The sequence below is a fragment of the Rhodopseudomonas pseudopalustris genome (assembly GCF_900110435.1).
In the GTDB taxonomy this organism is placed as follows: domain Bacteria; phylum Pseudomonadota; class Alphaproteobacteria; order Rhizobiales; family Xanthobacteraceae; genus Rhodopseudomonas; species Rhodopseudomonas pseudopalustris.
Window position 1 is genome coordinate 59,380 of the sequence record NZ_FODT01000004.1, and the last position, 25,537, is coordinate 84,916.

Below are 25,537 nucleotides of genomic sequence, written 5' to 3' on the forward strand. Positions count from 1 at the left end.
GGCAAGTGTCGTGCCGATTATCCGCATTTGCGGGGGCTGACGGCTCATCCACAGGAGTTAATGAAAATTAAGGTTAACAAAGCGTTTCCGTTGTCGCTTTGCGTTAACCGTAGTTAGCTCGCTGAGCCAGCTTTCTGAGTGGAAAGCGGTCGGCAGCGGGAACCCATGATGAAGACGCACTGGCGGATGAGTTCTGTGAACGGCGTGTTCCTCGCCGCTTATTTCGTCCCGACCTGGTTGATCGTCGCCTTCAACATCATGGTGTCGCCGATCCACGCGCTGTACGACCGGCCGAACATCGCGGTGGCGATCTTCGTCAGCGATCACTTCCATCTCGCCGCGACCGCCACGGTGCGGACCGCTTGGCTTCTCGCACTTGCGAAGCTGACGGTGGCGGCATTCTTTGCGGTGTTCGTCGCGCTGCTGACGCGACCGTCGATCCGTAAGACCGGCGGCTGCGACGAGGCGCTCGGGATCGCATTGACGATCGGCAGCGTGATCAGCTTCGCCAGCATGGTCATGGCGTCCAAAGTGGGCGAGGCGGAAGCGATGCGGCTGCACGCGACCGAGCTGCTGCTGTTGCTCGGCACCGCAATCGTAATGCTGGTCGAGCAGCCGGCGGCAGCCGCCACGACGGCCGCGGAGTCGCCCGCGATGACGCCGAACTATCCGCACGCGCAACAGAAATCCTGACCCGCGTCTGCCGGGGCCGGCTGCGTCTTCGATATCTCTTCCATATCCTGACGCGCAGCGCCCTTCAGAGTTGCCCGCTTCAAGTTGCGGCGCAGCGCTAATTCATGCCGTTGAACGAGCTACTTTTGCTTTTGCAAATAGCGTGCTTTATTTGTCCCGCAACGGTGCCGATCAAGGCTGCCGACGATCGCGGGAGGACAGTCCATGGCCATGACGATGAACGGCGAAGTCCAACTGGGCGCGCCGAAGCACTTGGTGTGGAGCAAGCTGAACGATCCCGAAGTGCTGAGGCAGTGCATCCCCGGCTGCGAAGAGCTGGAGAAGACCGAGGATGACAGCGGGTTTCGCGCGGTCGCGAAGTTGAAGGTTGGACCGGTCTCGGCGCGCTTCAAAGGGCGCGTCACGCTCAGCGATCTCGATCCGCCGAACGGCTACAAGATCACGGGTGAAGGCGAGGGCGGCGTGGCCGGTTTCGCCAAGGGCGGCGCAGTTGTGGGCCTCGCCGACAAGGATGGCGGCACGTTGCTGTCCTACGACGTCGAGGCGCATATCGGCGGCAAGCTCGCGCAGCTCGGTCAGCGGCTGATCAATGGATCGGCCAAGAAGCTCGCCGACGAATTCTTCGTCAATTTCTCCAAGGCCGTTCAGGGCAATGGCGGCGCCTGAGCGTGCCATGAGCAGAGTTCGATCACGCGGCTGTTATCAGCTTGCTCAACTCCGATGTTCCGATCGGAGGTTGCCGATCAGGGGGATGCCCCCTAAGATATCTTCAAGAAACGCAACCAAGACGTGAAATGACTGCCGTGCAACGCGGCGGTGCGGCATGAATGAGAGGGCCGATGGCCAAGATTTCCCTGATCGTCAACGGCAATCCGGTGTCCGCGAATGTCGATCCGCGCACGTTGCTGGTGCAGTTTCTGCGTGAGCATCTGCGGCTCACAGGCACCCACGTCGGCTGCGACACCTCGCAGTGCGGCGCGTGCGTCGTGCATCTCGACGGCAAGGCGGTGAAGTCCTGCACCACGCTCGCGGTGATGGCGGACGGCCATGAGGTGACCACGATCGAGGGGCTGGCCGCCGACGGCGCGCCGCTGCATCCGATGCAGGAAGCGTTTCGCGAGAATCACGGCCTGCAATGCGGCTTCTGCACGCCCGGCATGATCATGACCGCGGTCGATCTGGTGCACCGCAAGGGCAACGATCTGTCGGACCAGACGATTCGCGAAGAACTCGAAGGCAATCTCTGCCGCTGCACCGGCTATCAGAACATCGTGGTGTCGATCGCGGCCGGCGCCAAGGCGATGGCGAATTCCGATCTCGCCTGATCAGGTTCGGACGACGATAAGCGTGAGAAGCGCAGGCCAGGGCTCGAGGAAGCTGCATGTACGAATTCAAGTATCACCGCCCCGCGACCGTCCGTCAGGCCGCCAACCTGCTGATCAAGAACGAGGACGCCAAGCTGATCGCCGGCGGCCACACGCTGCTGCCGGTGATGAAGCAGCGCCTCGCCGCGCCGCCGCATCTGGTCGATCTGTCCCATATCGAAGGCCTCGGCGGCATCGAGATCAAGGGCCGCTCGCTGGCGATCGGTGCGACCGCCAAACATGCCGAAGTCGCCAGTTCGCCGATCGTCGGCGAGGCGATTCCCGCGCTTGCGGAGCTGGCGTCGATGATCGGCGATCCGGCGGTGCGTCACAAGGGCACGATCGGCGGCTCGCTCGCCAACAATGATCCTACCGCGGACTATCCGGCGGCGGTGCTGGCGCTCGGCGCCACCATCGTCACCAACAAGCGCAAGCTGAAGCCGGAGGAGTTTTTCCAGGGCCTGTTCACGACCGCGCTGGAGCCGGACGAGATCATCACCAAGGTGCTGTTTCCGCTGCCGAAGAAGGCGGCCTACATCAAATTCCGCAACCAGGCCTCGCGCTATGCGCTGGTCGGCGTGTTCGTGGCGCGGCGTCCGTCGGATGTCGGCGTTGCGGTCACCGGCGCCGGGTCGGACGGCGTGTTCCGCGTCTCCGCGTTCGAGGAGGCGCTGAAGGCGCGGTTCAACTCCAAATCGCTCGATGGCATCCATGTGCCGCATGACGGCTTGAACAGCGACCTGCATGGCAGCGCGGAATATCGCGCGCATCTGATCGGCGTGCTGGCGAAGCGCGCGGTCGATGCCGCCAACGGCAAGGCATGACCTTGCGATCGGCCCTGCCATGAGCGTCACCCCATGAGCATCACGCCGCCCCCGGCTTCGGTCGACGCGACGCTCGAGCTGTTGACCAGCCGTGGTTATCTCGCCGAGCGCGCGCTGGCGACCGTGGTGTTTCTGTCGCTGCGAATGAGGCGGCCGCTGTTTCTCGAAGGCGAGGCCGGGGTCGGCAAGACCGAAATCGCCAAGGTGCTGTCGGCCGCGCTGGGCCGCCGCCTGATCCGGCTGCAATGCTATGAGGGCCTCGACGTCGCCTCCGCGGTGTACGAGTGGAACAGCGCGGCGCAGATGATCGCGATCCGCCTCGCCGAAGCCGCCGGCGACACCGATCGCGCCCAGCTTTCGAGCGATATCTTTTCCGAGCAATACCTGATCAAGCGGCCGCTGCTGCAAGCGCTGGAGCCGGATCTGGCCGGCGCCCCGGTGCTGCTGATCGACGAACTCGACCGCGCCGACGAGGCGTTCGAGGCCTATCTGCTGGAGGTGCTCTCCGACTATCAGGTGACGATCCCGGAATTCGGCACCATCCGGGCGCCGCAGCCGCCGATCGTGATCGTGACCTCGAATCGCACCCGCGAAATCCACGATGCGCTGAAGCGGCGCTGCCTGTATCACTGGGTCGACTATCCCTCCGCCAGCCGCGAGCTCGCGATCGTCAAGTCGCGCGTGCCGGGGATTTCGGCCAAGCTGTCGCAGCAGGTGGTGAACTTCGTCCAGGCGCTGCGCGCGCAGGATTTCTACAAATCGCCCGGCGTCGCGGAAACGCTGGACTGGGCGACCGCTTTGACCGAACTCGACGCCCGCGCGCTGACCGCCGAGATCGTCGGCGACACGCTCGGCGCGCTGCTGAAGTACCAGGACGACATCGTGCGAATGCAGGGCGACACGCTGCAGAAGGTGCTGAAGGAAGCGACCAGCGAGACTTAGTTGGTTAGTTGCTCGATCTCATCGTTGCCCCGATCGAGGCGCGCCCCCTCTTCCGTTTGCGGGGGAGGGGGCAGCAACAAGCACCGTGCTCGCGTCGCCCCCACCCCAGCCCTCCCCCGCAAGCGGGAGAGGGAGCAGGCCGAAGTTGTTGCTCATTCTTTGCTCGATAACTTTGAGCGAGTTCGACATGCCCACAATCGATCACCTCAATCCGCCCACCGGCATGATGGCCGACAATGTCGTCGGCTTTGCCCGCGCGCTGCGCGCCGCCGGGTTGCCGGTCGGTCCCGGCGCGGTGATCGATGCGCTGGACGCGCTGCAACTGATCGAGATCGGCAATCGCGACGATCTCTACGCGACGCTGGAGGCGATCTTCGTCAAGCGTCGCGAGCACGCGCTGATCTTCGCGCAGGCGTTCGCGCTGTTCTTCCGCGCCGCGGAGGAGTGGCAGCACATGCTGGATTCGATTCCGCTGCCGGATCACGCCAGGAAGAAGCCGCCGCCGGCCTCGCGCCGGGTTCAGGAAGCGATGGCGCCGTCGACGACCCGGGACTTCCCCTCCGCCGAGGAGCAGGAAATCCGGCTCGCAGTGTCGGACAAGGAGATCCTGCAGAAGAAGGACTTCGCGCAGATGAGCGCTGCGGAGATCGCCGAGGTCACTCGCTCGATCGCGCGGATGCGGCTGCCGCAGGCGGAATTGCGCACGCGCCGGTTTCGGCCGGACAAGCGTGGCCTCAAGCTCGATCTGCGCCGCACGCTGCGCGCGTCGCTCCGCACCGGCGGCGATATCGTCGATATCCGCAGGCTCGGCCTGATCGACAAGCCGGCGCCGATCGTGGCGCTGCTCGATATCTCCGGCTCGATGAGCGAGTACACGCGGCTGTTCCTGCATTTCCTCCACGCCATCACCGACGATCGCAAGCGGGTCTCGACTTTCCTGTTCGGCACGCGGCTGACCAACGTCACCCGCGCGCTGCGGGCGCGCGATCCCGACGAGGCGCTGGCGAGTTGCACGTCGTCGGTCGAGGACTGGGCCGGCGGCACGCGGATCGCGACCTCGCTGCATGTCTTCAACAAGGCATGGGCGCGCCGCGTGCTGGGGCAGGGTGCGATCGTGCTGCTGATCTCCGACGGGCTGGAACGCGAGGCCGATAGCAAGCTCGCCTTCGAGATGGACCGGCTGCATCGCTCCTGCCGGCGGCTGATCTGGCTCAACCCGCTGCTGCGCTTCGGCGGTTTCGAGCCGCGCGCGCAGGGCATCAAAATGATGCTACCCCACGTTGACGAATTCCGCCCGGTGCATAATCTGACCTCGATGCAGGGATTGATCGAGGCGCTGTCCTCCGCGCCGCCGCCGCACCATTTCAGTGCGATCCGCTCGGCCGCATAACCAAGCCATCGCAGAGGAGACGCTCCATGCTCGACCGCGACGAAGACATTCTCAAAGCGGCGGAAGACTGGAAGAACGCCGGCCACGGCGTCGCGCTCGCCACCGTGGTCGAGACCTGGGGCTCGGCGCCCCGCCCCGCGGGCTCCAGCCTGGTGATCAACAATGACGGCGGCTTTCTCGGCTCGGTGTCGGGCGGCTGCGTCGAGGGCGCGGTGGTGACCGAGGCGCTCGACGTGATCGAGAGCGGCCAGCCGAAGCTGTTGGAATTCGGCGTCGCCGACGAGACCGCGTGGAAAGTGGGGCTGTCCTGCGGCGGCACGATCCGGGTGTTCGTCGAGAAGGTCGGCTAGTCGCAGCATCGCGCGCGACGAGGGAAGTGGGGCTTCAGTGAAACTCGAGACCTTGCAGCAGTTGAACACGGAGCGCGCCGCGCGGCGGCCCGCGATCGTCGTCACCGACACCGCGACCGGCGAGCAGCGGCTGGTGAAGGCGGCCGAGATCGCCGCAGATCCGCTCGCGGCGGAATTGTCGAAGCAACTCCGGATGGGCAAGAGCGCGACCATCGAAGCCGACGGCCGGAAGCTGTTTCTCAATATCTACGCGCCGACCGCGAAGCTCGTGATCGTCGGCGCGGTGCATATCAGCCAGGCGCTCGCGCCGCTCGCCCGCTCGCTCGGCTACGACGTCACCGTGGTCGATCCGCGCACCGCCTTCGCGAGCCCCGAGCGGTTTCCCGACGTGCCGCTGATCGCGGAGTGGCCGGACGTCGCATTGCCGCCGCTGAACATCGATCACTACACCGCCTTCGTCGCGCTGACCCACGACCCGAAGATCGACGATCCGGCGCTGCTGCACGCCTTCGCGCGCGACTGCTTCTATATCGGCGCGCTCGGCTCGAAGAAGACCCATGCGCGGCGCGTCGACCGCCTGAAGGAGCAGGGCGCGTCCGAGGCCGACGTCGCCCGGATTCATGCGCCGATCGGTCTGTCGATCGGCGCGGTGTCGCCGTCGGAGATCGCGGTGTCGATCATGGCCGAGATCACCGCGACTCTGCGGATGCCCAACGCGGCCAAGGCGCCGGCAGCATGAGATTCGGCCCGCGACGCCCGGCGGATGCGATCGGCGGCGTCACCGTGCATTCGCTGCGGCAGAACGGATTGCTGCTGAAGAAGGGCACCTCAATCGGTCCAGCCGAAGTAGCGGCGCTGGAGCACGCTGGTGTCGCCGAGATCGTCGTGGTGCAGCTCGAGCCGGGCGACGTCTCCGAGGATGTCGCCGCCGCTGATGTGGCGCAGGCGGTCGCCGGCGACGGCGTCAGTGTCGAGCGCGCCTTCACCGGCCGCGCCAATCTCTTTGCAAAGCGTCCGGGCGTGCTGGTGGTCGAGCGTGCCGTGGTGGATCGCGTCAACGCCATCGACGAGGCGATCACCTTCGCGACGCTTGCCGCGTTCAAGCCGGTGGTCGAAGGCGAGATGATCGCGACCGTCAAGCTGATCCCGTTCGGCGTCGAAGGAAAGCTCCGCGACGCCGCGGTGCTGGCCGCGCAAGGCGGCGCGTTGCGTGTCGCGCCCTACATGGTCAAGCGCGTCGGCGTAGTGTCGACCCAGTTGCCGGGCCTCGCGCCGAAAGTGATCGACAAGACGCTGCGCGTCACAGCGGAGCGGCTGGCGCCCGCCGGTGCCGTGATCATCGCCGAGCGCCGCATCGCCCATGATGAAGCCGCGTTGTCGGCGGCGCTGAAGGAGCTGCTCGGGCTCGGCGCCGAACTGGTGGTCGTGTTCGGCGCCTCCGCGATCGCCGATCGGCGGGACGTGATCCCGGCCGCGATCGGCGCCATCGGCGGCACGATCGAGCATTTCGGGATGCCGGTCGACCCCGGCAATCTGCTGCTGATCGGCAGCGCGTCGGGCGTGCCGGTGCTCGGCGCGCCGGGCTGCGCGCGCTCGCCGGTCGAGAACGGCTTCGACTGGGTGCTGATGCGGCTGCTCGCGGGGCTTCAGGTGACGCGCGCGGACATCACCGGCATGGGCGTCGGCGGCCTGTTGATGGAAATCGTGACGCGGCCGCAGCCGCGCCTGCCGCTGGCCGAAGGCGGCCGCAAAGTCGCCGCGATCGTGCTCGCCGCCGGCCGCTCGACCCGGATGGGCGGGCCGAACAAGCTGCTCGCGGAGCTGAACGGCACGCCGTTGGTGCGGATCGTCGCCGAACAGGTGATGGCGTCGAAGGCGTCGCGCGCGATCGTCGTCACCGGGCACCAGGCCGACAAGGTCGAGGCGGCGCTGTCCGGCCTCGACGTCTCGTTCGTGCACAACCCCGCCTTTGCCGAAGGCCTGGCCTCGTCGGTGAAGGCCGGCATCGCCGCGGTCGCCGACGATGCGGATGGCGCGGTGGTCTGTCTTGGCGACATGCCGCTGATCGATTCCCTCTTGATCGACCGGCTGATCGGCGCGTTCGATCCGGATCGCGGCGGGCTGATCGTGGTGCCGGTCGCGGATGGTCGGCGCGGCAATCCGGTGCTGTGGTCGCGCCGCTTCTTCAGCGAGCTGATGACGCTCGACGGCGACATCGGCGCGCGGCATCTGATCGCCAAACACGGCGAGGCCGTGACCGAAGTGCCGGTCGACGGCCACGCCGCGTTTCTCGATATCGACACGCCGCAGGCGCTCGAAGACGCGCGCCGCGGCTAGCAGGGTGAATACCGAAAACGCGCCATAGGTGTTATAATACCGCGGTCGACGGACTGGTAGTTCGTTCATCAAGTTGAAAGTCCTGTCGCTTTAGTGTCCGCCGGCAAATACCTCGGGGGAGGGGACGTTGGGGCTTTCGTCGGCTGCGCGCTGTGGCGCTGCGCTTCTTGTTGCTTTGATTGTTGGTTCGAGCATTTTGACATCCGCCCAAGCCGCTGGCGCTTTCGCCGTCGGCAAATGCGGCGCTTACGGCAAGGCCTTCGACTATCCGGCCGAAGCCGCCGCCATTGCTGCGGCGCGCAAGCAATGCCGCGGCGACTGCACGACGATCACGATGCGGCGCGCCTGCGCGGCGCTGGCGATCGATCTGCTCAATCCCTGCGGCCCGCATGGCTATGCGGTCGAGCCGAAGATCTCCAGCTCGCTCAACGAAGCCACCCGCAAGTGCTACGAATATGGCGGCAAGGAATGCGTGATCCGGGCCTGGGCCTGCGACGCCAAGGGTTGACGGCGCGCTTTGACGCGCGCGCTCGCAAGCGCCGATCGCGATCCGGGCGGGCTCGCCATGCCCGCTAATCGATCCTCGACCAGCTGAAGTCACGCTTCCGAGCCTTGGCTCGGCGCAGTGGCGCGCCGGTTACGGCATCCCTTACGTCCGATCGCCCGGCAGTGGCTGGCCGGTGTCCTCCCGCTCCTGCGCCCGATAGACCTCCTTGGTCGCCGTGTCCGTGCGCTGCTTTTCCGCGGCGGTGCGGTTGCGGTTGCGCATCACCGCATAGGCCATTGCGGCCGGCAGGACGAGAAGTCCGATCCCCCAAAGCCATTCGATCGACATGGTTTCCTCCCGGTTGTCGTGTTGCTGCATGACAATCCGGGGGTAGGGCGGTCGTTCCTCTGCTGTCCGGGAAAGCCCCGACGTTAAACAACGCCCTCCGGAAACATCCGGAGTTGAACATGACTGACTGGTCAGTCATGTTCAACCAATGGCCGATCACGAACGACGCACCGCGCCGAATACCCCTATTCTCGCGAAAACCCCGACCAAAGCTCGCAACCCCAGCAAGCCGCCGAAGCAGGCTGGCGCGCTGGAGGCGACGGAGCCCACGAAGCCGGGCGCCGCATCGACCCGCGCGTTGCGTGCCGCCGGGCGTCGCGCCGCGATCGTCGACGCGGCGCTCGAGGAATTCACCGCCCGCGGTTACGCCGCGACGCGGCTCGAGGACGTCGCGAGCTGCGCCGGCGTCGCCAAAGGCACGATCTATCTGCACTTCGCCGACAAGGAGGCGCTGTTTCAGGAACTGCTTCGCTCGGCCTTGCTGCCGCTGATCGAGCGAATCAGTTCGCCGCCGCTGCCCGACGTGTCGGCGCGGGCGATGCTGGAGAATTTCGCACAGATCTTCGTGCGCGAAGTCACCCAGACCCGACGCGCCGATCTGCTGCGGCTGATGATGGCTGAGGGGCCGCGGTTTCCGTCGCTCGCCGAGTTTCACTATCGTGAGATCGTCGAGCGCGGACTCACGGCAATCCGCGCCGTCATCTGTCACGGCATTCAACGCGGCGAAATCCGCCACGATGCGCTGCAGCGCTTTCCGCAATTGGTCATGGCGCCGGCGATGCTGACGGTGCTCTGGCAGGGCCTGTTCGGCCGCTACGCGCCGCTCGACGCGCTCGCGATGCTGCGCGCTCACATCGACATCATCTTCGACGAAGGAAAAGCGACATGATCGCGCGCCCGATCCAAGCCGCTCTTGCACTATCCATGCTGGTTGCGTTCGCCGGCTGCTCGAACACCACCGATCCCGGCTATCAGGGCTGGGTCGAGGCCGACCTGATCTTCGTCAGCCCTGACGAATCCGGCCGCGTCACCAAGCTGACCGTCCGCGAGGGCGACGAGACCCGCAAGGGCGACCTGATCTACACGCTGGACGACGATCTGCAGCAAGCCGATCTCAACCAGAACAACGCGACGCTGGCCAACGCCCGGCAGAGCTTCGACCGCGCGCAATCGCTCTCGAAGACCGGCTCCGGCACCCAGGCCAATCTCGATGCCGCGGTGTCGGCGTTGCGCGTCGCCGAAGCCCGGGTCGAGACATCGAAGACCCGGCTGATGCGCCGTGAAATCCGCGCGCCGGTCACCGGCACCGTGCAGCAGATTTATTTCCGCGAGGGCGAGATGGCCGCGGCGCAGAAGCCGGTGCTGTCGATCCTGCCGCCCGGCAACATGAAGCTGCGCTTCTTCGTGCCGGAAGCGGCGTTGCCGAAGCTTTCGATCGGCGACGAGATCCGCGTGACCTGTGACAATTGCGCGCCGGATCTCACCGCGAGGATCTACTACATCGCGACCACGGCGGAATACACGCCGCCGGTGATCTACAGCCTCGATGAGCGCAACAAGCTGGTCTATCTGATCCAGGCGCGACCCGACCGTCCGACCAGCCTGCGCGTCGGCCAGCCGATCAACGTCTATGTCAAGCCGAAGAGTCCGGCGCAGCCGCCGGCCGCGGCAGGCGGCAAGTCATGACCGACGCATTGGCGGCCCACGACATCGCCATCGACGTCAAGGGGCTGACGAAATCCTTCAACGGCCGTGAGGTGGTGCACGACCTGTCGATGCAGGTGAAGCGCGGCTCGATCTACGGCTTTCTCGGGCCGAACGGCTCCGGCAAGACCACGACGATCCGGATGCTGTGCGGCCTGCTGACGCCGGACAGCGGCGAGGGCACCTGCCTCGGCTACGACATCAGGCGCGATGCCGACAAGATCAAGCGTCAGGTCGGCTACATGACCCAGCGCTTCAGCCTCTATCAGGATCTTTCGGTGCGCGAGAATCTCGAGTTCGTGGCAAGACTCTACGGCGTGCCCGACGCCCGCAATGCTGCGCGCGCGATGATCAAGCGGCTCGGCCTGTCCGGCCGCGAGGAGCAACTCGCCGGCGAATTGTCGGGCGGCTGGAAGCAGCGGCTGGCGCTCGGCGCCTGCACGCTGCCGAATCCGCAATTGCTGCTGCTCGACGAGCCGACCGCGGGCGTCGACCCCAAGGCGCGTCGCGACTTCTGGAACGAGATCCACGGCCTCGCCGCCGAAGGGCTCACCGTGCTGGTGTCGACCCACTACATGGACGAGGCCGAGCGCTGTCACGAGATCGCCTACATCGCCTACGGCGCTCTGCTCGCGCACGGCACCGTCGACGAAGTGATCGCCAAATCCGCGTTGGCGACCTGGGTCGTCACCGGCGAGGGTCTGAGCGCGCTGCCCCACGAACTCGCCGGCAAGCCGGGCGTCGACATGGTGGCGCCGTTCGGCACCAGCCTGCACATCTCCGGCCGCGATCACGCCGCGCTCGAAGCCAGTATCGCGCCATATCGCGGCCAACCCGGCCAGCACTGGCAGCACGGCGCGCCGTCGCTGGAGGACGTGTTCATCGAACTGATGAGCCGCACCAAGGACAATTTCCAATGAGCGCCGAGGAGGACCATCCAACCGGCCGCATCGCGCCGATCCAGGCTCGATCCTTCGGGTTCCTGCGTCGCACCTACGCGATGCTGGTCAAGGAGTTGATTCAGCTTCGCCGCGATCGTCTCACCTTCGCGATGATCATCATCATTCCGGTGATGCAGCTTCTGCTGTTCGGCTACGCCATCAACACCACGCCGCGGCATCTGCCGACCGCAGTGCTGCTGCAGGAAGACTCCGATCTGGGCCGCTCGATCCTGAAAGCGCTGGAGAACACCTCGTATTTCAAGTTCACCCAGCAGGTGCACACCGTCGCGGAGTTCGACAATCTGCTGCTGTCGGGCAAGGTGCTGTTCGGCGTCGAGATCCCGCGCGGCTTCGAGCGCGCGGTCCGGCGCGGCGAGAGGCCGGCAATTCTGGTCGCCGCCGACGCCACCGATCCGGTCGCCGCGGGCTCCGCGCTGTCGGCGCTCGGCGCGATCGTGCAGACCGCGCTCGAACACGACCGCGTCGCCGGCGAGCCCGGCGATCCGCCGTTCGAGATCCGCGCCCATGCGCGCTACAACCCGGCGGCTTCGTCGCGCCTCAACATCGTCCCCGGACTGGTCGGCACCATCCTGACCATGACGATGCTGATCTTCACCGCATTGTCGGTGACGCGCGAGATCGAGCGCGGCACGATGGAGAATTTGCTGTCGATGCCGATCACCCCGGTCGAGGTGATGCTCGGCAAGATCCTGCCCTATGTCGTGGTCGGCTTCATCCAGGCGTCGCTGATCATCGGCATCGGCGTGCTGCTGTTCGGCGTGCCGGTGCGCGGCAGCCTGGCGATGCTGGCGCTGCTGTCGACCCTGTTCATCACCACCAATCTGGCGATCGGCTACACCTTCTCGACCCTGGTGCAGAACCAGCTGCAGGCGATGCAGGCCTCGATGATGTTCTTCCTGCCGTCGATCCTTCTGTCCGGCTTCATGTTTCCGTTCGCGGGGATGCCGGCCTGGGCGCAAATTGTCGGCGAATGTCTGCCGCTGACGCACTACCTGCGGATCGTCCGGGCGATCATGCTGAAGGGGTCCACGCTGGAGAATCTGCGCTACGATACGCTGGCGCTGGCGGCCTTGATGCTGGTGGCGATGACGATCGCGGTGACGAGGTTCCGGCGGACGCTGGACTGAGGCGGACGTCAGGATTGGGGAGCGTCCGATGCAAATGCCGTGGCGACTGGCGTCGCCGACCTCGTCGCAGCGCTCGACGTTGTCGGATGATCTTCGCAGCGCGCTGACGCGCGAGATTCTGCGGACCGAATTGCTGCGGGCGACGGTGCTCCTGATCACCGTCTCGCTGCTGATGACGAGCATGCTCGTCTCGTATTGGATGTTCCCCTGGGCGATCGAGAAGATCTGGCGCGGACAGTTTTCGCCGGCACCACTGCTGGTGTCCTACGTGCCTTTGCTGCTGTTCGAATTGAGCGTCATCGCGACGCTACGCCGGCGGCTGGCGCTTGGGCGCGACTTGCCGAAAATCGGGCGCTACATCGGGGTGTTGGTCGAAACCAGCCTGCCGACGGTCGGCCTCTATATGCACATGAACATCATGGGGTCTGCGCAGGCGCTCGCCTTCGCCGTTCCGTTCGCCTATTTCATCTTCATCATCCTGTCGACGCTGTGGCTCGATTTCCGGCTGTCGCTGTTCACCGGATTCGTCGCCGCTGCCGAACTGCTCGCGATGGCGATGTTGTATCACCCGCCGGGATTTGCTGACGACCCGCCGCCTGATCTCGCCTTCCATTTGATCCGCAGCGTTGTGATCCTGACTTGTGGCGTCCTCGCCGGTGCGGTGGGGGCGCAGCTACGCCGGCAGTTCGAATCGTCGATCGCAGCCGCCGGTGCGCGCGATCACATCACCAATTTGTTCGGCCAGCATGTTTCGCCGCAAGTGGTCGACCAACTGCTCGCAGCGGGGACCCAGGTCACCGGCGAGACCCGCAAGGTCGTGGTGATGTTCGTCGATTTCCGCAACTTCACCCGCGACGCGCGGGTGCGGTTGCCGGGCGAGGTGGTGGTGCGGCTCGACGAGGCCTTCGCGGTGCTGATCGACATTCTCGAGCGCCACGGCGGCATCGTGAACAAGTTTCTGGGCGACGGATTTCTCGCGCTGTTCGGCGCGCCGATCGAGGATGCGCGCGCGGCTCCGCGCGCCGTGGCGGCGGCGCGCGAGATGCTGGCCGCGATGGACGAGCACAATGCGGGACAGGATTGGCCGCTGCGGATGGGCATCGGCATTCATATCGGCGACGTGGTGGTCGGTACCGTCGGTTCGCCGCGGCGCAAGGAATACACGGTGATCGGCGACACCGTGAATTTCGCCTCGCGGCTCGAATCCCTCAACAAGGAATTCGGCACGCAGCTCCTGATTTCGTCGGCGATCCGCGACGAGCTCGACGCGGGGGCGAGCGACGCCGAGCTGCTCGGCAGCGTTCCGATACGTGGCTACGCCGAGCCGATGGCGGTGTGGCGGCTGGGTTGACGGCCTGTGGCGTCGGCTTCGGCGGCGTCTGCGGCCGAACGATCGCGATGCGTATTTCAGAGGCGCATTTGCGTGGCGAGCCGTCCGTAGCCGCCGCAGCGGCCGAAACTGTCTCTGACATAGCCGAACGCCGCGGACCATTCGAAGGGGCCGGACTGCAGCCCGGTGAGGTGAATGCCGAACCTCGTCTGCCGGCTGAACTCGTCGCGCGATCCGGATAGTTCGGGCCCGAGCCAGAACGCGTCGATCAACCGCCAGCCGGCGGCGGCGCGGAAGCCGTAGCCGCTGGCGATCGTGGCGGCGTAGAACGAGGCGGCGAGCATCAGTTCCGGGATCGGCTGCGCCCAGGTCTCCGCGGCGATACGCAACCCGAGATGCGCACCGCGCCATTTTGCCGTGAGGCTGTCGGGGGTGAGCTTGTGGTTCTCGAAATCGGGGCCGACGAACAGCTTCACTTCGAACTCGCCGCGTTTGAAGCGCCAGCCTGGCAGCAGCGCGGCGCGGAAAATCTCCGTGGTATAGGTGCGGCTGCGCGTGCGATAGCTATCGAGGCCGTTGGACATCGACAGGCGGAGGATGAAGCCGTCGTCGTTCAGGCCGTTCGTGGCCCAATGCAGGCCGGCGTAGTTGGAGACGCCGTTGCGCCACAGATCGTAGCCGCCGAACAACAGGACCTGATCGGCCTTGGAGCCACCGCTGAGCGGATCGACCGATGCGGGACTGGAGGCTGAAAACAGCTCGGTCGAGGGCGAAAGCGATGCCGAAGACATCGTGTCCTCGAACCCCCAGAGGTCGAAAGCGGGCGACTGAACCTCGCCAGCTCCGAACCCACCATTTCCAAACTCGCCGGCTCCGAACTCACCTTGGCCGAAATCCTCAGCCTCGGCAGACCCAGGGGGCAACTGACCGGGATTATTCGTCTGACCGGGATTGTTCGCCTGCGCATCAGCGCCGAACGGCGGCGCAGACGAGCCAAGCAGTTGCGCAGTCGCGGCGATTTGTCCGGCCAGGATAGCCGTGGCGACGCCAAACGCGCGCACCCAACCGACAAAACGCACCACTACTCATCCAAAACGCAATGACTTGCTCAGAATAAGCAGTGATTAAAACAGCGGTCTTTGCTGTTGTCCAGAGCAGGATGACGCGTCTTCGACTCGTCATCCTGCTCGGGTTCTCGTTTGAGCACGATCTTTCCGAAAGCTGTTATCCACTTATCAGGATTATGCCTCTGCGGGGCGAACGTAACTGATCGAGCGGGTCAGCGCTGGCGGCTCGCGATGACGTGCTCCAGCGCGACGGCGATCTTGCGGTCGATGTCGGTCATGCCGTCGACATAGGCTTCGGACAGTGACAGACCTTCGGGCGAGGTCGGGTTGGCGCGGGCAATCGTCTCGAAATGATGGCGCAGCTGTTCCGGCGCGGGATGCGCCTTGATGACGGCGTTCGCAAAATTCAACAACGCCTTGACCTGGCCATTCATGAAGTCGAGTTTGTCCATCGCTACTGTTCCTTATTTCGTTGCGCGAACCCTATCACTTCGTCGCCGCCTGGTGATTGATCGGGCGCAAGCGAGAGGCGCAAGCGACAACACGCCGCGGTTGGCGTGTTCCGCCGAACTAGATCTGCGGCGGCAGCAGATTATCGACGGCGACGCAGTCGCGCGCGACGATGGTCTCGGCGATCCATTGCCGGTGACATTGCTGATGATCGCGCTCGTAGCACAGGATGCAGACGGGTCCGGTCTTCATCACCAGCGATGATAATTCGTCGAGCTGTTCTCGGGCGGCCGGCGTCTTCAGATGAGCCTGATAGATGCTGTGCAGGGTGTCGAACCGACCGCCGCGCGCGGCGACGCGGCCGTCTTTCGGTGTGCCGAGCCCGCGCAGATGCAGATAGCCGATGCCGCGTTCATCGAGCCCGGCGGCGAGCTGTGTTTTGGAGAAGCCCGGCCGGCGCGACGACGCCACCGCGCGAACGTCGACCAGCAGCTTGACGCCCGCTCGCTGCAGTTCGTCGAGCACCGCCTTGGCCGGCGTCTGCTCGTATCCGACGGTGAACAGCGTCTTTGCCTTGGCCATTCGCGCGATCCTCTGCCGACGAAGCAAACTATCCGATCAGCCTGATGAGTTCCATCGCCGCGGCCGGCGCACGCACCTTGCCCTCATGAATGACATAAGCGAACACGTCGCGCGCCTGTTTCTTGGGCTGGCCGTCGCCGACCTTCGGCAAATCGGCGGGCGCGCCGCCCTCGGCCCAGGCTTCGAGCCGTTTCGCCCAGGCTTGCAGCGCTTTCGGCGGGTAGCCGGTCTTGATGTCGTCCTGCCCCTTCTGCAGCCGGGCATAGACGAAGTCGCCGACCACATCGGCGATCTCCGGATAGGTCGCGTGCTCGGAATACACGACGGGAATGTTGTGCTTTCGTAACAATGCGATGAATTGCGGCGTGCAGAAACTGTCGTGTCGGACTTCAACGACGTGGCGCAGCTTGCGTCCGTCGATCGCGCGCGGCAGCAAGTCCAGGAACCCGCCGAAATCGGCCTCGTCGAATTTTTTGGTCGGCGCGAATTGCCACAGCACCGGGCCGAGCCGGTCGCCGAGTTCCAGCACGCCGGAATCGTAGAACCGCTTGATGCTGTCGCCGGCCTCGGCCAGCACCTTGCGGTTGGTCGCGAACCGTGGACCCTTCAATGAGAACACGAAGCCGTCCGGCACTTCGCTCGCCCATTTGCGGAAACTTTCAGGCTTTTGCGAGCCGTAGAAAGTACCATTGATTTCAATCGAGGTCAGTTTGGAGGCGGCGTATTCAAGCTCTCGCCGCTGCGGCAGCTTGTCGGGATAGAATACGCCGCGCCACGGCTCGTAGGTCCAGCCGCCGATACCGATGCGTATACTGCCTGCGTTGCCTTTCATGGCGGCCTCCCTCTTGCGCAACGCCAGGTGCGCACCTATCTTGGTTACAACGGCGAAGCCTATGCTGTTGGCTCACAAGCCACGTACAGGAACGCCGAACGACCACAGAATAGTAGGGAGCGCCGGATGTACGCGCACCTGTTGTTCGTGGTCGTTAGCTTTTGAGTGCGGCTTTCTGGTTGTGGCTGCTCGAGTTCGCTTTTTGAGCCGCTTTTTGAGCCACTGGCCGCCCCGTTTCCCACCCGTTTTCCGTTTCCCGCTGGATATTTGTGGCGGAACGCTGCTTGGCAGCGTCCATGAGCCTCGATATACGCTGGCGCCATGACGCAAGCCAGCCCAGCGGTCGCCGGAACGCGCGTGCAGCCATCGGCTGCGCTGCAGTTGTCCGTTGTCGTTCCGACTTTCAACGAACGCGACAATGTCGAGGTGCTGTTCCGCAAGCTGGAGGCGGCGCTCGCGGGCGTGGCGTGGGAAGTCATCTATGTCGATGACAATTCTCCCGACGGCACCTGGCAGGTGGTGCGCGAACTGGCCTTGCGCGATCCGCGGGTGCGCTGCATCCGGCGGATCGGGCGGCGCGGCCTCTCGGGCGCCTGCATCGAGGGCATCCTCGCCGCCAGCGCGCCGTTCGCGGCGGTGATGGACGCCGACCTGCAGCACGACGAAACCCAGCTCGCGAAAATGCTCGACCTGCTGGAGCGTGGCGCCGCCGATCTCGTGGTCGGCAGCCGCTATATCGCCGGCGGCAGCGCCGACAGCTTCGACCGGCAGCGCGCGGGTTTCAGCGCCTTGGCCACCGCGGTGGCGCGCAAGGTGCTGAAGGTCGAGATCGCCGATCCGATGAGCGGCTTCTTCATGATCCGCCGCGACCGCTTCGAACAGCTTGCGCCGCAGCTTTCGACCCAGGGCTTCAAGATCCTGCTCGACATCGTCGCCACCGGGCAGGGCACCCTGCGGACCGTGGAGGTGCCTTTCACGTTCGGCTCGCGGCTGCACGGCGAGAGCAAGCTCGACTCGATGGTGGCGCTGGATTTCCTCGGTCTGGTGCTGGCGAAATACAGCAACGACATCCTGTCGCTGCGCTTCATCCTGTTCGCGCTGGTCGGTTCGACCGGCGTCGTCGTCCATTTCCTGACGCTATATCTGGTGCTGAAGGTGTTCGAGCAGCCGTTCGCCGAGGCGCAGGGGGCGGCGGCGGCGGTGGCGATGACCAGCAACTTCATCCTCAACAATTTTCTGACCTATCGCGATCAACGACTGAAGGGTTTTGCGATCCTGCGCGGGCTGCTGTTGTTCTACTTGGTGTGCGGCGTCGGTCTGATCGCCAATGTCGGCGTCGCCTTCGCGGTGTACAACGAGCACATCACCTGGTGGCTGGCGGGCGCGGCGGGCGCGGTGATGGGCGTGGTCTGGAACTACGCGATGTCGGGCCTGTTCGTCTGGCGCAAGCGTTGATGCGGCGATGACGATGACGGCGCGACGTTTCGTCGGCGGCACCGCTCTGGCCGTCGCCGCCATGGTGGCGCTGCGCCTCGTCGCCGCGGCGGTGACGCCGCTGACCTTCGACGAAGCCTATTACTGGACCTGGTCGAAGCATCTCGCCGCCTCCTATTTCGATCATCCGCCGATGGTCGCCTTGGTGATCCGGCTCGGCACGCTGATCGCCGGGGACACCGAATTCGGCGTCCGGCTGATCTCGGTGTTGTTGGCGTTGCCGATGAGCTGGGCGACCTGGCGCTCTGCGGAATTGCTGTTCGGCGGCGGGCGCCTCGCGTCCCATGCGACGCTGCTGCTCAATGCCACGATGATGGTCTCGATCGGCACCGTGATCGTGACGCCGGATGCGCCGCTGCTGGCTGCGTCTGCCTTCGTGCTCTATGCCCTCGCGCAGGTGCTGTCGTCCGGAAAAGGCGCGTGGTGGCTTGCGGTCGGCGTCGCGGTCGGCGCCGGACTGCTGTCGAAATACACCGCCTTGTTCTTCGGCCCGGCGATCTTGATCTGGTTGTTGTGGGTGCCGGAACAGCGGCGCTGGCTGCTGTCGCCGTGGCCCTATCTCGGCGGCCTGATCGCCTTTGCGATGTTTTCGCCGGTGGTGCTGTGGAATGCCGATCACCAGTGGATTTCATTCGTCAAGCAGTTCGGCCGCGCCAAGGTCGAGGGCTTCAACCCGGGCTATCTGCTGGAACTGGTCCCGACCCAGTTCGTGCTCGCGACGCCGCTGGTCTACATCCTCGGCCTGATGGGGCTGTACGCGTTGGCGCGCGGCGCCGGCGCGGCTGGCGCGCGTGTGCTGATCAGCGCGATCGTCTGGACCATCGCGCTGTATTTCGCCTGGCAGGCGACGCACGATCGGGTCGAGGGAAATTGGCTCAGCGCGCTGTATCCTGCCTTCGCGGTGGCCGGCGCTGTCGCCGCGACCTTCGCGCCATGGGGCAAGCGGGCGCGGCGCGTGGTCGATGTCTGCATCCGCTGGGCCGCACCGGTCGGCGTGGTGATGTTCGTGCTGGTCGTGGTCCAGGCCAACACCGGCGTGCTGACCGGCCATCGCCGCGACGCCAGCGTGCGCGCGGTCGGCGTCGGCTTCCCGCAGATCGCCGCCGAGATCGCAGCCGTGCGGGAACGGACCGGGGCGACCTGCGTGCTCGCCAATGATTACGGTAATACGGCCTGGCTGGCGTTTTATCTGCCGAAGGGCACCTGCGTCGCGCAGCGCAACGAGCGCTATCGCTGGCTCGCAGTGCCGCCGCCGACCCCGGAGCAGCTCGCGGGCAAGCTGCTGCTGGTCGGCGAGACCAATGCCGCCGCCCATCCGGCGCTGCGGGCGACGTTCAGCCGGATCGAGAAGGTCGGCGCGGTCGAGCGCAGGCGGGGGCCGCTGCTGGTCGACACGCTGGAACTGGACATTCTCGAAGGCGCCAAGCGCGACGTGCTCGACAATTCGCCTCCGGTCTATTGAAGCCGGCCCGCGGCCGGTACTTTAGTCTAAACCCTTGATCTGGCACGCTGCCCAGTCGGTTTCGTTTGTGCTAGAGGCTGCCGCATTCTCCGCCCGCCGGGCGCGCGCCGCGCCATTTCCAACGACACGAGTGACATGATGAACGACACGGTCTTGATTGCTGGAGCCGGACACGCCGGATTTCAGGTCGCCGTCTCGCTGCGCCAGGCCAAGTACACCGGTCGCATCGCGCTGATCAACGACGAGAAGCATCTGCCGTATCAGCGGCCGCCGCTGTCGAAGGCCTATCTCAAGAGCGGTGGCGATCCGAACTCGCTGATGTTCCGGCCGGAGAAGTTCTTCCAGGACCAGACCATCGAGCTGATCTCGGATCGTGCAGTGTCGATCGATCGCGCCGCCCGCAAGCTGCTGCTCGCCTCCGGCGAAGCGATCGACTACGGCCATCTGGTGCTCGCCACCGGCGCACGCAACCGCCAGCTCGACGTGCCGAACGCGACGCTCGACGACGTGTTGTATCTGCGCACGCTCGACGAGAGCGAAATGGTGCGCCAGCGGATGCCGGAAAAGAAGCACGTCGTGGTGATCGGCGCCGGCTTCATCGGTCTGGAATTCGCCGCCACCGCCCGCGGCAAGGGCATGGAGGTCGACGTCGTCGAGCTCGCCCCGCGGGTGATGGCGCGCGCGGTCACGCCGGAAATCTCGAGCTACTTCCACGACCGCCACACCGCGGCGGGCATCCGCATCCATTACGGTGTGCGCGCCACCGAGATCGAAGGCAAGGACGGCCACGTCAGCGGCGTGGCGCTCAGCGACGGCCGCACGCTGCCGTGCGATCTGGTCGTGGTCGGCGTCGGCGTGATCCCGAATGTCGAGCTGGCATCGGCGGCCGGGCTGCCGACCGCGTCGGGCATCATCGTCGACGAGCAGCTCCTCACCGAGGATCCGAACATCTCGGCGATCGGCGATTGCGCGTTGTTCAACAGCGTGCGGTTCGGCGAGGTGATGCGGCTGGAGTCGGTGCAGAATGCCACCGATCAGGCGCGCTGCGTCGCGTCGCGGCTCACCGGCGAGCCGAAGACCTATGACGGCTATCCGTGGTTCTGGTCCGATCAGGGCGACGACAAGCTGCAGATCGCGGGCCTCACCGCCGGTTTCGACAGCGTCGCGGTGCGCGGCAGCGTCACCGAGCGCTCGTTCTCGGCGTTCTGTTACAAGGACGGCAAGTTGATCGGCGTCGAGTCGGTCAATCGCGCCGCCGACCACGTGTTCGGCCGCAAGATCCTGCCGCTCGACAAGTCGATCACGCCGGAGCAAGCCGCCGATCTCACCTTCGACCTGAAGAAGGCGATCGCGTAGTCCGCCCTTCCGGCTCGCTCACGCGGGCTCGGGGGCCTGCTCGTTCAGCAGCGCATGTTGTTCGAGCGGCGCGAGAAAGCTGGCGAAGACGTAGCCGTCGAGCACCCCGTCGCCCTCGATATCGACCTGGGCCCAGGCCGGGTCCGTCGCGCCGGTCGCGACGACGGTGAGTTCGGCGCCCAACGCCAGCGTTCTCTCCGAATTGAAGCCGACGCCGGGCCCGCCGCGCAATTTCAGGCCGCCGCGGGCGATCACCGCGTAACGGCCGGGAACCAGCGCCGCGGCGCCGGCCCCGGTCGCAGCAGCGCCCGCCGCGTCGACACCTTCGACATGGACGCCGCGCGACGTGGTCAGGTAGTCGAAAATATGCTCTCCGTAATATTTCTGACCATCGAAATGGCCTTGCTTCAATCCCCGCGCAGGATTGTAGCCGCCGGTGTTGTAAGCGATGGCGACGGATGCGAATTCGAGATCGCTGAGGCTGCTGCGGGATTCGAAGCCGAGCTTCTTCAAGCCGCGGCGCAGTTCGCCGAGGCATTGTGCCAGCGTGTCGCCGAAGTCTTCGTAGCGCCGGTCGAGGAAGTAGTTCGGGTCGTTCCTGAAAAACTGCAGGTCACGCTGGAAAACGCCGAAGCCGTGACAGAATTTGTCGGGATTGGCGACGGCGCCCCGATAGCCGGGAATATAGGCCGCCATGTCTTCGAGCGCGCCGCGGGCGATATCGAACATCCGGCGGCCGTTCGCCTCGGCAATCAGCGAATCCTTCGAGCGGGGGAACGCCTGTCGGCCTCTCCCCGGGCCCTGGTAGTCGATCGTATCGCCGACGCACAGCGCCAGGATGCGCGGGATCGGCAGTGATTTCTTGCGGAGCGCCGACCAGATGTAGCCGGTTTCCTGACAGGCGATCGCGGTGATCATATCGACGTCGAGCGGCGTGCCGGGCAAAGCCGCTTCGATCTGGTTGCGGAACTGCTGCTTGAACCATCGCATGTCGTCGGTCGTAGGCATTGCGAACTCCGTTGCAAATTGATGTCTCGGAATGATCTTCGACCCGATCGAGACTGCGCGCCGCTAAGCGACGCCGCCCTCGGCGTGGTCCGAAACGACGGGCGCGAGAAACGACGCGAAGACGTAGCCGTCGAGCACGCCGTCGCCTTCGACGTCGACGCACGCCCATGCCCCGCCGAATTGGGTCACCGTCAATTCGGTGCCCAACGGAAGGGTCTTCTCGGAGCCGAAATCGGGCCCCGGACCACCGCGCAGCTTCAGGCCGGTTCGCGCGATGACCGCGTAGCGGCCGGGCGTCTCCGCACCGGCAAGGTCGGAGGCGGCGACGTCGGAGTCGGCAAGCGCCGCCGGTGCTCCCCAGCCGGCTTCGGCGGCGTCGCGCAGCCATTGCGGCGCATTTCTCGAACTGCCGTTGGCCCCCCATGTCAGCGTCTCATGGTCGTCGATCGATTTTCCGAAGCCGACGTGAATCGTGCGCGGGCCCATGTAGTCGACGCCCGCGCCGATGCCGGTGGCTCCGGCGGCGGCGGCGGCCTCGATGAAGGCCAGCATCGCAGCCGGAGCCGATTGGTTGGTGAAACTGAGCGTCGTTCCGCGAACCACCAGTTGCAGATCGGCGGCTCGCCCGCGGTCGTGGCGCGTCGAGCCGGTGCGGCGCGGACCATCGCCGAGCACGTCCTGTCCGCCGGAGGTGATGATGATGGTGTCGATCCCCGCAGATTGCGCCGCAGAGGCGAGCACGCGTTTGAGTTGTTCGGAGATCGGTTTGTTCCGGATCGCGCTCGATGGAGGACCTGTGAAAATGGTCATGCGCTCGCCCTCGATGAAATTCGATGGTGACTATAAAATTTGGTCCAATCGAAAAATCTGTCCGCCCGGCGCGCCACATGCGCCGTGCGTGTATTCAGTCGTTTCTGTAATCTGAGGTCACGTATTCGTTGGAATAGTCTGCTTATCAGAAAATCGAAAATCAGCCTATGTGCTGATCGTCTCGTAAGCTGATCGTCTCGTAAGCTGATCGACCGCGACATCGGGCGCGGTTGCTATCAACGGCTAAAAAAAGAGCGACACGACTATAATATCGAACTGAGTTTAACTCAATTCGACGGCCGACTCAACGGTGATCTACGCGTCAAGCCGGCGTCGCCGTTTTGGTTTGTGTTGCGTCGCACCGTCCGGATCAGGCCGCGGCCGCGAACTCGCGCTGCACCGCTTCGATATCAGCGATGGCCGGCAGCCCGGCTTCGTTGCCGAGCTTCTGAATCTTGTAGGTCGAAGCGGCGCGGGCGAACTCGAAGTGCTGCTGCCAGCTCTTCTCGGGGCTGTTGAGATACGAGAACACGTAGGCGCCGTGAAAGACGTCGCCGGCGCCGTTGGTGTCGAGCACGCGCTCGCGGGGGACCGGTAGCGCGGGCAGTGTGTGCACCGTGCCCGTCTCGTCGTACCAGAGGAGACCGCGCTCGCCTTGCGTGACACCGCCGACCTTGCAGCCGCGTGCTTTCAGATAATCGAGCATCTGATCTGACGTCATGTCCATCTGTTCGCAGAGCCGCTCGGCGACGATGGCGACGTCGATGAACTCCAGCAGCTCGTGCGTATTGGTGCGCAGCCCGCCGCCGTCGAGCGAGGTCAGGATGCCGCTCTCGCGGCACAGCTTGGCGTAGTGGATCGCGGCGTCGGGCTGATGGCCGTCGACATGCAGCGCGCGGCAATTGCCGAGGTTGAGCAGCGGGAACGGATGGATGTGGTCGTCGTCGCGGCAGCGCACGATAGCGCGCTTGCCGTCCTTCGGCATGATGAAGGACAGCGACGAGGAGGCGACCTTGCGCGGATGGATCTCGATCCCGTATTTGGCGCTCATGTCCTGAAACATCCGCCCCAGCCAGTCATTGGCGACGGTGGCGATCAGGTCGGGCACGATCCCGAGCTTGGCGCAGCAGAACGCCGCGGTCACCGCGTTGCCGCCGAATGACACCGCGTAGTCGGACGCCACATGTTTTTCGTCGCCGGTCGGCAGATGGTCGGTGATGAAGGTGACGTCGATATAGGTTTGTCCGATGAAAAGTGCGTGCATGAGCGTTCCGTACTGCGGGGCTGTTCCGGCTTGAAGACAATAGCACTGCTTCCTGCAGGCCATTCGCTAAAATAATTCGCAACGATGAAGGGGTTGGGATAGGCCTTTCGCTGAAAATCCGATCACAACCAGGCGCGCGCTGCCTTGTTCCGGTCGGAGTGCCCAAAGGGGAGAGCAGTGAGGAGAGACGTGTCGATCGATTCCGGTCCAGTTCGAGTTGGTGGCTTAAGCCGGGCCTTTCCCAGCGAAGCCTTGGCCGCAGACCGGCCGGGCCGGGGATCGGACGAACTGGGCAACGCGCCGCGAATATCCGATCCTCGCGAGCGCGACAGGGCCTGCCCGCCACAGCGACGATGATCGGGGGTGAGGAGGCGCGTCAAGTCAGGGCGGCGGCGAAGGACATGCGAGGGCGGTTGCGATGAGCGGCGAAGAGCGCAAGACAGAGGACGGGCCATCGGATCGGCGCCCGGCGATCACGGCGATCGATCACCTCGTCGTTCTGGTCAGCGACTTGCCGGCCGCGGTCGCAGCCTATCGGACGCTGCTCGGGCGCGCGCCGGCCTGGCATGGTGCCGGCGACGGCTCGCAAAACGTGCTGTTCACGCTCGACAACATGTCGCTCGAACTGATGGCGCCGGCCGGCGCAGGCGGCAACGCTGATCGCATCCGCACCGTGATCAAGCTGCAGGGCGAGGGGCTGGCAAGCCTGTGCTTCCGCGTCTCCGACATCGGCCGGATGCATCGCAGGCTGGAGCGGCTGGCGATGCAGCCCGATCCGGTGGCTGAGGTCGAGGCGAGCGACACCCAGACCGGCGCGACGCTGACCTGGAAGCGGACGCGTGCTGCGACCCATCTCACCCGCGGCGTGCGGCTGTTCTTTCTCGAACTCGACGCCGAGCGTCCTCATTCCGAGGTGACCGCGCCGGCGCCCGCCACCGCGATGGATCATATCGTGATCTCGACCACCGATTCGGAGCGCGCGGCGGCGCTGTACGGCTCGCGGCTTGGGCTCGACATGGCGCTCGACCGTTCGCACCAGGAGTGGGGTCGGCTGATGTTCTTCCGCTGCGGCGATCTCACCGTCGAAGTGGTTCACCGGCCGGTGGCAGGCTCCGACGCCGACAATGACAAATTGTGGGGCATCAGCTGGCGCGTCGACGATCTCGACGCCGCCCGCGCGCGTCTGATCGACGCCGGCGTCACGGTGACCGTGCCGCGCGCCGGCCGCAAGCCGGGGACGCGCGTGGTCACGGTGCGCAGCGGCACCTGCCACATCCCGACCCTTCTGGTCGAGATTGCGCGGACGTAGCAGGCGTCGCGGCGCGTCTGCGGCCTGCAAGACCGCGCCGCTCTT

General features: G+C 65.3%; 28 protein-coding genes. 20 read left to right on the forward strand and 8 right to left on the reverse strand.

Features of this window, described 5'->3' with window-relative positions:
- Positions 1–168 precede the first annotated feature (168 nt).
- The 10 genes from BMY71_RS09165 to BMY71_RS09210 all read left to right on the forward strand — a co-directional run bounded on the left by BMY71_RS09165 (position 169) and on the right by BMY71_RS09210 (position 8,408).
- Entirely contained in the window at positions 169–693 is a 525-nt protein-coding gene (locus BMY71_RS09165; protein WP_041805805.1) for a hypothetical protein, read from the forward strand.
- Between the two features lie 204 nt (positions 694–897).
- Positions 898–1,359 (forward strand): SRPBCC family protein, encoded by a 462-nt coding sequence (locus tag BMY71_RS09170; protein WP_011502201.1) that lies wholly within the window; start codon positions 898–900, stop codon positions 1,357–1,359.
- 173 nt (positions 1,360–1,532) lie between these two features.
- The gene (locus BMY71_RS09175; RefSeq protein ID WP_041805227.1) at positions 1,533–2,018 is read left to right on the forward strand and encodes a (2Fe-2S)-binding protein; all 486 of its coding nucleotides are present in this window, start codon (positions 1,533–1,535) and stop codon (positions 2,016–2,018) included.
- A 56-nt stretch (positions 2,019–2,074) separates the two neighbouring features.
- Entirely contained in the window at positions 2,075–2,881 is an 807-nt protein-coding gene (locus BMY71_RS09180; RefSeq protein ID WP_092683255.1) for an FAD binding domain-containing protein, read from the forward strand.
- A 33-nt stretch (positions 2,882–2,914) separates the two neighbouring features.
- Positions 2,915–3,823, forward strand: coding sequence for an AAA family ATPase (locus BMY71_RS09185; protein ID WP_092683257.1), 909 nt, complete (start codon positions 2,915–2,917; stop codon positions 3,821–3,823).
- 187 nt (positions 3,824–4,010) lie between these two features.
- Entirely contained in the window at positions 4,011–5,213 is a 1,203-nt protein-coding gene (locus BMY71_RS09190; RefSeq protein WP_092683686.1) for a vWA domain-containing protein, read from the forward strand.
- Between the two features lie 26 nt (positions 5,214–5,239).
- On the forward strand, positions 5,240–5,563 hold the full coding sequence (locus BMY71_RS09195) for an XdhC family protein (protein WP_011502206.1): 324 nt from the start codon (positions 5,240–5,242) through the stop codon (positions 5,561–5,563).
- Positions 5,564–5,600: 37 nt separating this feature from the next.
- A complete protein-coding gene (locus tag BMY71_RS09200) occupies positions 5,601–6,302 on the forward strand; it encodes an XdhC family protein (protein WP_092683259.1) in 702 nt (233 codons plus the stop codon).
- Positions 6,299–7,900: an NTP transferase domain-containing protein gene (locus BMY71_RS09205; RefSeq protein ID WP_092683261.1), complete on the forward strand. Its 1,602-nt coding sequence runs from the start codon at positions 6,299–6,301 to the stop codon at positions 7,898–7,900. Before BMY71_RS09200 ends, BMY71_RS09205 begins: the two co-directional genes overlap by 4 nt.
- A 175-nt stretch (positions 7,901–8,075) precedes the next feature.
- Positions 8,076–8,408, forward strand: coding sequence for a DUF4189 domain-containing protein (locus tag BMY71_RS09210; protein ID WP_430715325.1), 333 nt, complete (start codon positions 8,076–8,078; stop codon positions 8,406–8,408).
- 141 nt (positions 8,409–8,549) lie between these two features.
- On the opposite strand, the gene BMY71_RS09215 is transcribed toward BMY71_RS09210, so the two are convergent.
- Complete coding sequence (locus BMY71_RS09215) at positions 8,550–8,735, reverse strand: hypothetical protein (RefSeq protein ID WP_011502210.1); 186 nt, start codon at positions 8,733–8,735, stop codon at positions 8,550–8,552.
- 148 nt (positions 8,736–8,883) lie between these two features.
- Here BMY71_RS09215 and BMY71_RS09220 point away from each other — a divergent pair, with 148 nt between their 5' ends.
- From BMY71_RS09220 to BMY71_RS09240, 5 genes are read left to right on the forward strand one after another with little or no spacing between them, the layout of a single operon-like run.
- Positions 8,884–9,624, forward strand: a complete 741-nt coding sequence (locus BMY71_RS09220) for a TetR/AcrR family transcriptional regulator (protein ID WP_092683265.1) — start codon at positions 8,884–8,886, stop codon at positions 9,622–9,624.
- On the forward strand, positions 9,621–10,421 hold the full coding sequence (locus BMY71_RS09225; RefSeq protein ID WP_011502212.1) for an HlyD family secretion protein: 801 nt from the start codon (positions 9,621–9,623) through the stop codon (positions 10,419–10,421). Before BMY71_RS09220 ends, BMY71_RS09225 begins: the two co-directional genes overlap by 4 nt.
- Positions 10,418–11,359: an ABC transporter ATP-binding protein gene (locus BMY71_RS09230; protein ID WP_092683267.1), complete on the forward strand. Its 942-nt coding sequence runs from the start codon at positions 10,418–10,420 to the stop codon at positions 11,357–11,359. The genes BMY71_RS09225 and BMY71_RS09230 overlap by 4 nt, the downstream gene beginning before the upstream one ends.
- Complete coding sequence (locus BMY71_RS09235) at positions 11,356–12,528, forward strand: ABC transporter permease (RefSeq protein ID WP_092683269.1); 1,173 nt, start codon at positions 11,356–11,358, stop codon at positions 12,526–12,528. The genes BMY71_RS09230 and BMY71_RS09235 overlap by 4 nt, the downstream gene beginning before the upstream one ends.
- Before the next feature lie 28 nt (positions 12,529–12,556).
- The gene (locus BMY71_RS09240; RefSeq protein WP_092683271.1) at positions 12,557–13,879 is read left to right on the forward strand and encodes an adenylate/guanylate cyclase domain-containing protein; all 1,323 of its coding nucleotides are present in this window, start codon (positions 12,557–12,559) and stop codon (positions 13,877–13,879) included.
- A 56-nt stretch (positions 13,880–13,935) separates the two neighbouring features.
- On the opposite strand, the gene bcsS is transcribed toward BMY71_RS09240, so the two are convergent.
- Positions 13,936–14,649, reverse strand: coding sequence for a cellulose biosynthesis protein BcsS (gene bcsS, locus BMY71_RS09245; RefSeq protein WP_011502216.1), 714 nt, complete (start codon positions 14,647–14,649; stop codon positions 13,936–13,938).
- 93 nt (positions 14,650–14,742) lie between these two features.
- Between bcsS and BMY71_RS25230 the strand changes: the two genes are divergently transcribed.
- Positions 14,743–14,961, forward strand: coding sequence for a hypothetical protein (locus BMY71_RS25230; protein WP_244526016.1), 219 nt, complete (start codon positions 14,743–14,745; stop codon positions 14,959–14,961).
- Between the two features lie 176 nt (positions 14,962–15,137).
- Here BMY71_RS25230 and BMY71_RS09250 read toward each other — a convergent pair whose 3' ends face one another.
- From BMY71_RS09250 to BMY71_RS09260, 3 genes are all read right to left on the reverse strand, one after another.
- Entirely contained in the window at positions 15,138–15,377 is a 240-nt protein-coding gene (locus BMY71_RS09250; protein WP_011502217.1) for a hypothetical protein, read from the reverse strand.
- 118 nt (positions 15,378–15,495) lie between these two features.
- Positions 15,496–15,957: a DUF488 domain-containing protein gene (locus BMY71_RS09255; RefSeq protein WP_092683273.1), complete on the reverse strand. Its 462-nt coding sequence runs from the start codon at positions 15,955–15,957 to the stop codon at positions 15,496–15,498.
- Between the two features lie 28 nt (positions 15,958–15,985).
- Positions 15,986–16,789, reverse strand: coding sequence for a DUF72 domain-containing protein (locus BMY71_RS09260; RefSeq protein WP_092683275.1), 804 nt, complete (start codon positions 16,787–16,789; stop codon positions 15,986–15,988).
- Positions 16,790–17,110: 321 nt separating this feature from the next.
- Between BMY71_RS09260 and BMY71_RS09265 the strand changes: the two genes are divergently transcribed.
- The 3 genes from BMY71_RS09265 (at position 17,111) to BMY71_RS09275 (ending at position 21,101) form a co-directional block, all read left to right on the forward strand.
- On the forward strand, positions 17,111–18,244 hold the full coding sequence (locus BMY71_RS09265; protein ID WP_092683277.1) for a glycosyltransferase: 1,134 nt from the start codon (positions 17,111–17,113) through the stop codon (positions 18,242–18,244).
- A 7-nt stretch (positions 18,245–18,251) separates the two neighbouring features.
- Complete coding sequence (locus tag BMY71_RS09270) at positions 18,252–19,745, forward strand: glycosyltransferase family 39 protein (RefSeq protein ID WP_092683279.1); 1,494 nt, start codon at positions 18,252–18,254, stop codon at positions 19,743–19,745.
- 138 nt (positions 19,746–19,883) lie between these two features.
- Positions 19,884–21,101, forward strand: a complete 1,218-nt coding sequence (locus BMY71_RS09275) for an NAD(P)/FAD-dependent oxidoreductase (RefSeq protein WP_092683690.1) — start codon at positions 19,884–19,886, stop codon at positions 21,099–21,101.
- Positions 21,102–21,119: 18 nt separating this feature from the next.
- Here BMY71_RS09275 and BMY71_RS09280 read toward each other — a convergent pair whose 3' ends face one another.
- From BMY71_RS09280 to BMY71_RS09290, 3 genes are all read right to left on the reverse strand, one after another.
- Entirely contained in the window at positions 21,120–22,109 is a 990-nt protein-coding gene (locus tag BMY71_RS09280) for an SH3 domain-containing protein (RefSeq protein ID WP_011502223.1), read from the reverse strand.
- A gap of 63 nt (positions 22,110–22,172) precedes the next feature.
- Positions 22,173–22,919, reverse strand: a complete 747-nt coding sequence (locus tag BMY71_RS09285) for an SH3 domain-containing protein (RefSeq protein WP_092683281.1) — start codon at positions 22,917–22,919, stop codon at positions 22,173–22,175.
- Between the two features lie 370 nt (positions 22,920–23,289).
- Positions 23,290–24,183: a sugar kinase gene (locus BMY71_RS09290; protein WP_041805230.1), complete on the reverse strand. Its 894-nt coding sequence runs from the start codon at positions 24,181–24,183 to the stop codon at positions 23,290–23,292.
- Between the two features lie 418 nt (positions 24,184–24,601).
- Here BMY71_RS09290 and BMY71_RS09295 point away from each other — a divergent pair, with 418 nt between their 5' ends.
- Positions 24,602–25,492: a VOC family protein gene (locus BMY71_RS09295; RefSeq protein WP_092683283.1), complete on the forward strand. Its 891-nt coding sequence runs from the start codon at positions 24,602–24,604 to the stop codon at positions 25,490–25,492.
- The last annotated feature ends 45 nt before the right edge of the window (positions 25,493–25,537 follow it).

Excerpts from the sequence above, each read along its gene's own strand:
- BMY71_RS09175 (WP_041805227.1), top strand. The coding sequence starts at position 1,533 with ATGGCCAAGATTTCCCTGATCGTCAACGGCAATCCGGTGTCCGCGAAT.
- BMY71_RS09265 (WP_092683277.1), top strand. The coding sequence starts at position 17,111 with ATGACGCAAGCCAGCCCAGCGGTCGCCGGAACGCGCGTGCAGCCATCG.
- bcsS (WP_011502216.1), bottom strand. The coding sequence starts at position 14,649 with ATGTCTTCGGCATCGCTTTCGCCCTCGACCGAGCTGTTTTCAGCCTCC.
- BMY71_RS09230 (WP_092683267.1), top strand. The coding sequence starts at position 10,418 with ATGACCGACGCATTGGCGGCCCACGACATCGCCATCGACGTCAAGGGG.
- BMY71_RS09240 (WP_092683271.1), top strand. The coding sequence starts at position 12,557 with ATGCAAATGCCGTGGCGACTGGCGTCGCCGACCTCGTCGCAGCGCTCG.
- BMY71_RS09275 (WP_092683690.1), top strand. The coding sequence starts at position 19,884 with ATGAACGACACGGTCTTGATTGCTGGAGCCGGACACGCCGGATTTCAG.
- BMY71_RS09190 (WP_092683686.1), top strand. The coding sequence starts at position 4,011 with ATGCCCACAATCGATCACCTCAATCCGCCCACCGGCATGATGGCCGAC.
- BMY71_RS09180 (WP_092683255.1), top strand. The coding sequence starts at position 2,075 with ATGTACGAATTCAAGTATCACCGCCCCGCGACCGTCCGTCAGGCCGCC.
- BMY71_RS09235 (WP_092683269.1), top strand. The coding sequence starts at position 11,356 with ATGAGCGCCGAGGAGGACCATCCAACCGGCCGCATCGCGCCGATCCAG.
- BMY71_RS09295 (WP_092683283.1), top strand. The coding sequence starts at position 24,602 with ATGAGCGGCGAAGAGCGCAAGACAGAGGACGGGCCATCGGATCGGCGC.
- BMY71_RS09170 (WP_011502201.1), top strand. The coding sequence starts at position 898 with ATGGCCATGACGATGAACGGCGAAGTCCAACTGGGCGCGCCGAAGCAC.
- BMY71_RS09285 (WP_092683281.1), bottom strand. The coding sequence starts at position 22,919 with ATGACCATTTTCACAGGTCCTCCATCGAGCGCGATCCGGAACAAACCG.
- BMY71_RS09255 (WP_092683273.1), bottom strand. The coding sequence starts at position 15,957 with ATGGCCAAGGCAAAGACGCTGTTCACCGTCGGATACGAGCAGACGCCG.
- BMY71_RS09220 (WP_092683265.1), top strand. The coding sequence starts at position 8,884 with ATGGCCGATCACGAACGACGCACCGCGCCGAATACCCCTATTCTCGCG.
- BMY71_RS09165 (WP_041805805.1), top strand. The coding sequence starts at position 169 with ATGAAGACGCACTGGCGGATGAGTTCTGTGAACGGCGTGTTCCTCGCC.
- BMY71_RS09195 (WP_011502206.1), top strand. The coding sequence starts at position 5,240 with ATGCTCGACCGCGACGAAGACATTCTCAAAGCGGCGGAAGACTGGAAG.
- BMY71_RS09215 (WP_011502210.1), bottom strand. The coding sequence starts at position 8,735 with ATGTCGATCGAATGGCTTTGGGGGATCGGACTTCTCGTCCTGCCGGCC.
- BMY71_RS09270 (WP_092683279.1), top strand. The coding sequence starts at position 18,252 with ATGACGATGACGGCGCGACGTTTCGTCGGCGGCACCGCTCTGGCCGTC.
- BMY71_RS09260 (WP_092683275.1), bottom strand. The coding sequence starts at position 16,789 with ATGAAAGGCAACGCAGGCAGTATACGCATCGGTATCGGCGGCTGGACC.
- BMY71_RS09280 (WP_011502223.1), bottom strand. The coding sequence starts at position 22,109 with ATGCCTACGACCGACGACATGCGATGGTTCAAGCAGCAGTTCCGCAAC.
- BMY71_RS09225 (WP_011502212.1), top strand. The coding sequence starts at position 9,621 with ATGATCGCGCGCCCGATCCAAGCCGCTCTTGCACTATCCATGCTGGTT.
- BMY71_RS09290 (WP_041805230.1), bottom strand. The coding sequence starts at position 24,183 with ATGCACGCACTTTTCATCGGACAAACCTATATCGACGTCACCTTCATC.
- BMY71_RS09250 (WP_011502217.1), bottom strand. The coding sequence starts at position 15,377 with ATGGACAAACTCGACTTCATGAATGGCCAGGTCAAGGCGTTGTTGAAT.
- BMY71_RS09205 (WP_092683261.1), top strand. The coding sequence starts at position 6,299 with ATGAGATTCGGCCCGCGACGCCCGGCGGATGCGATCGGCGGCGTCACC.
- BMY71_RS09185 (WP_092683257.1), top strand. The coding sequence starts at position 2,915 with ATGAGCATCACGCCGCCCCCGGCTTCGGTCGACGCGACGCTCGAGCTG.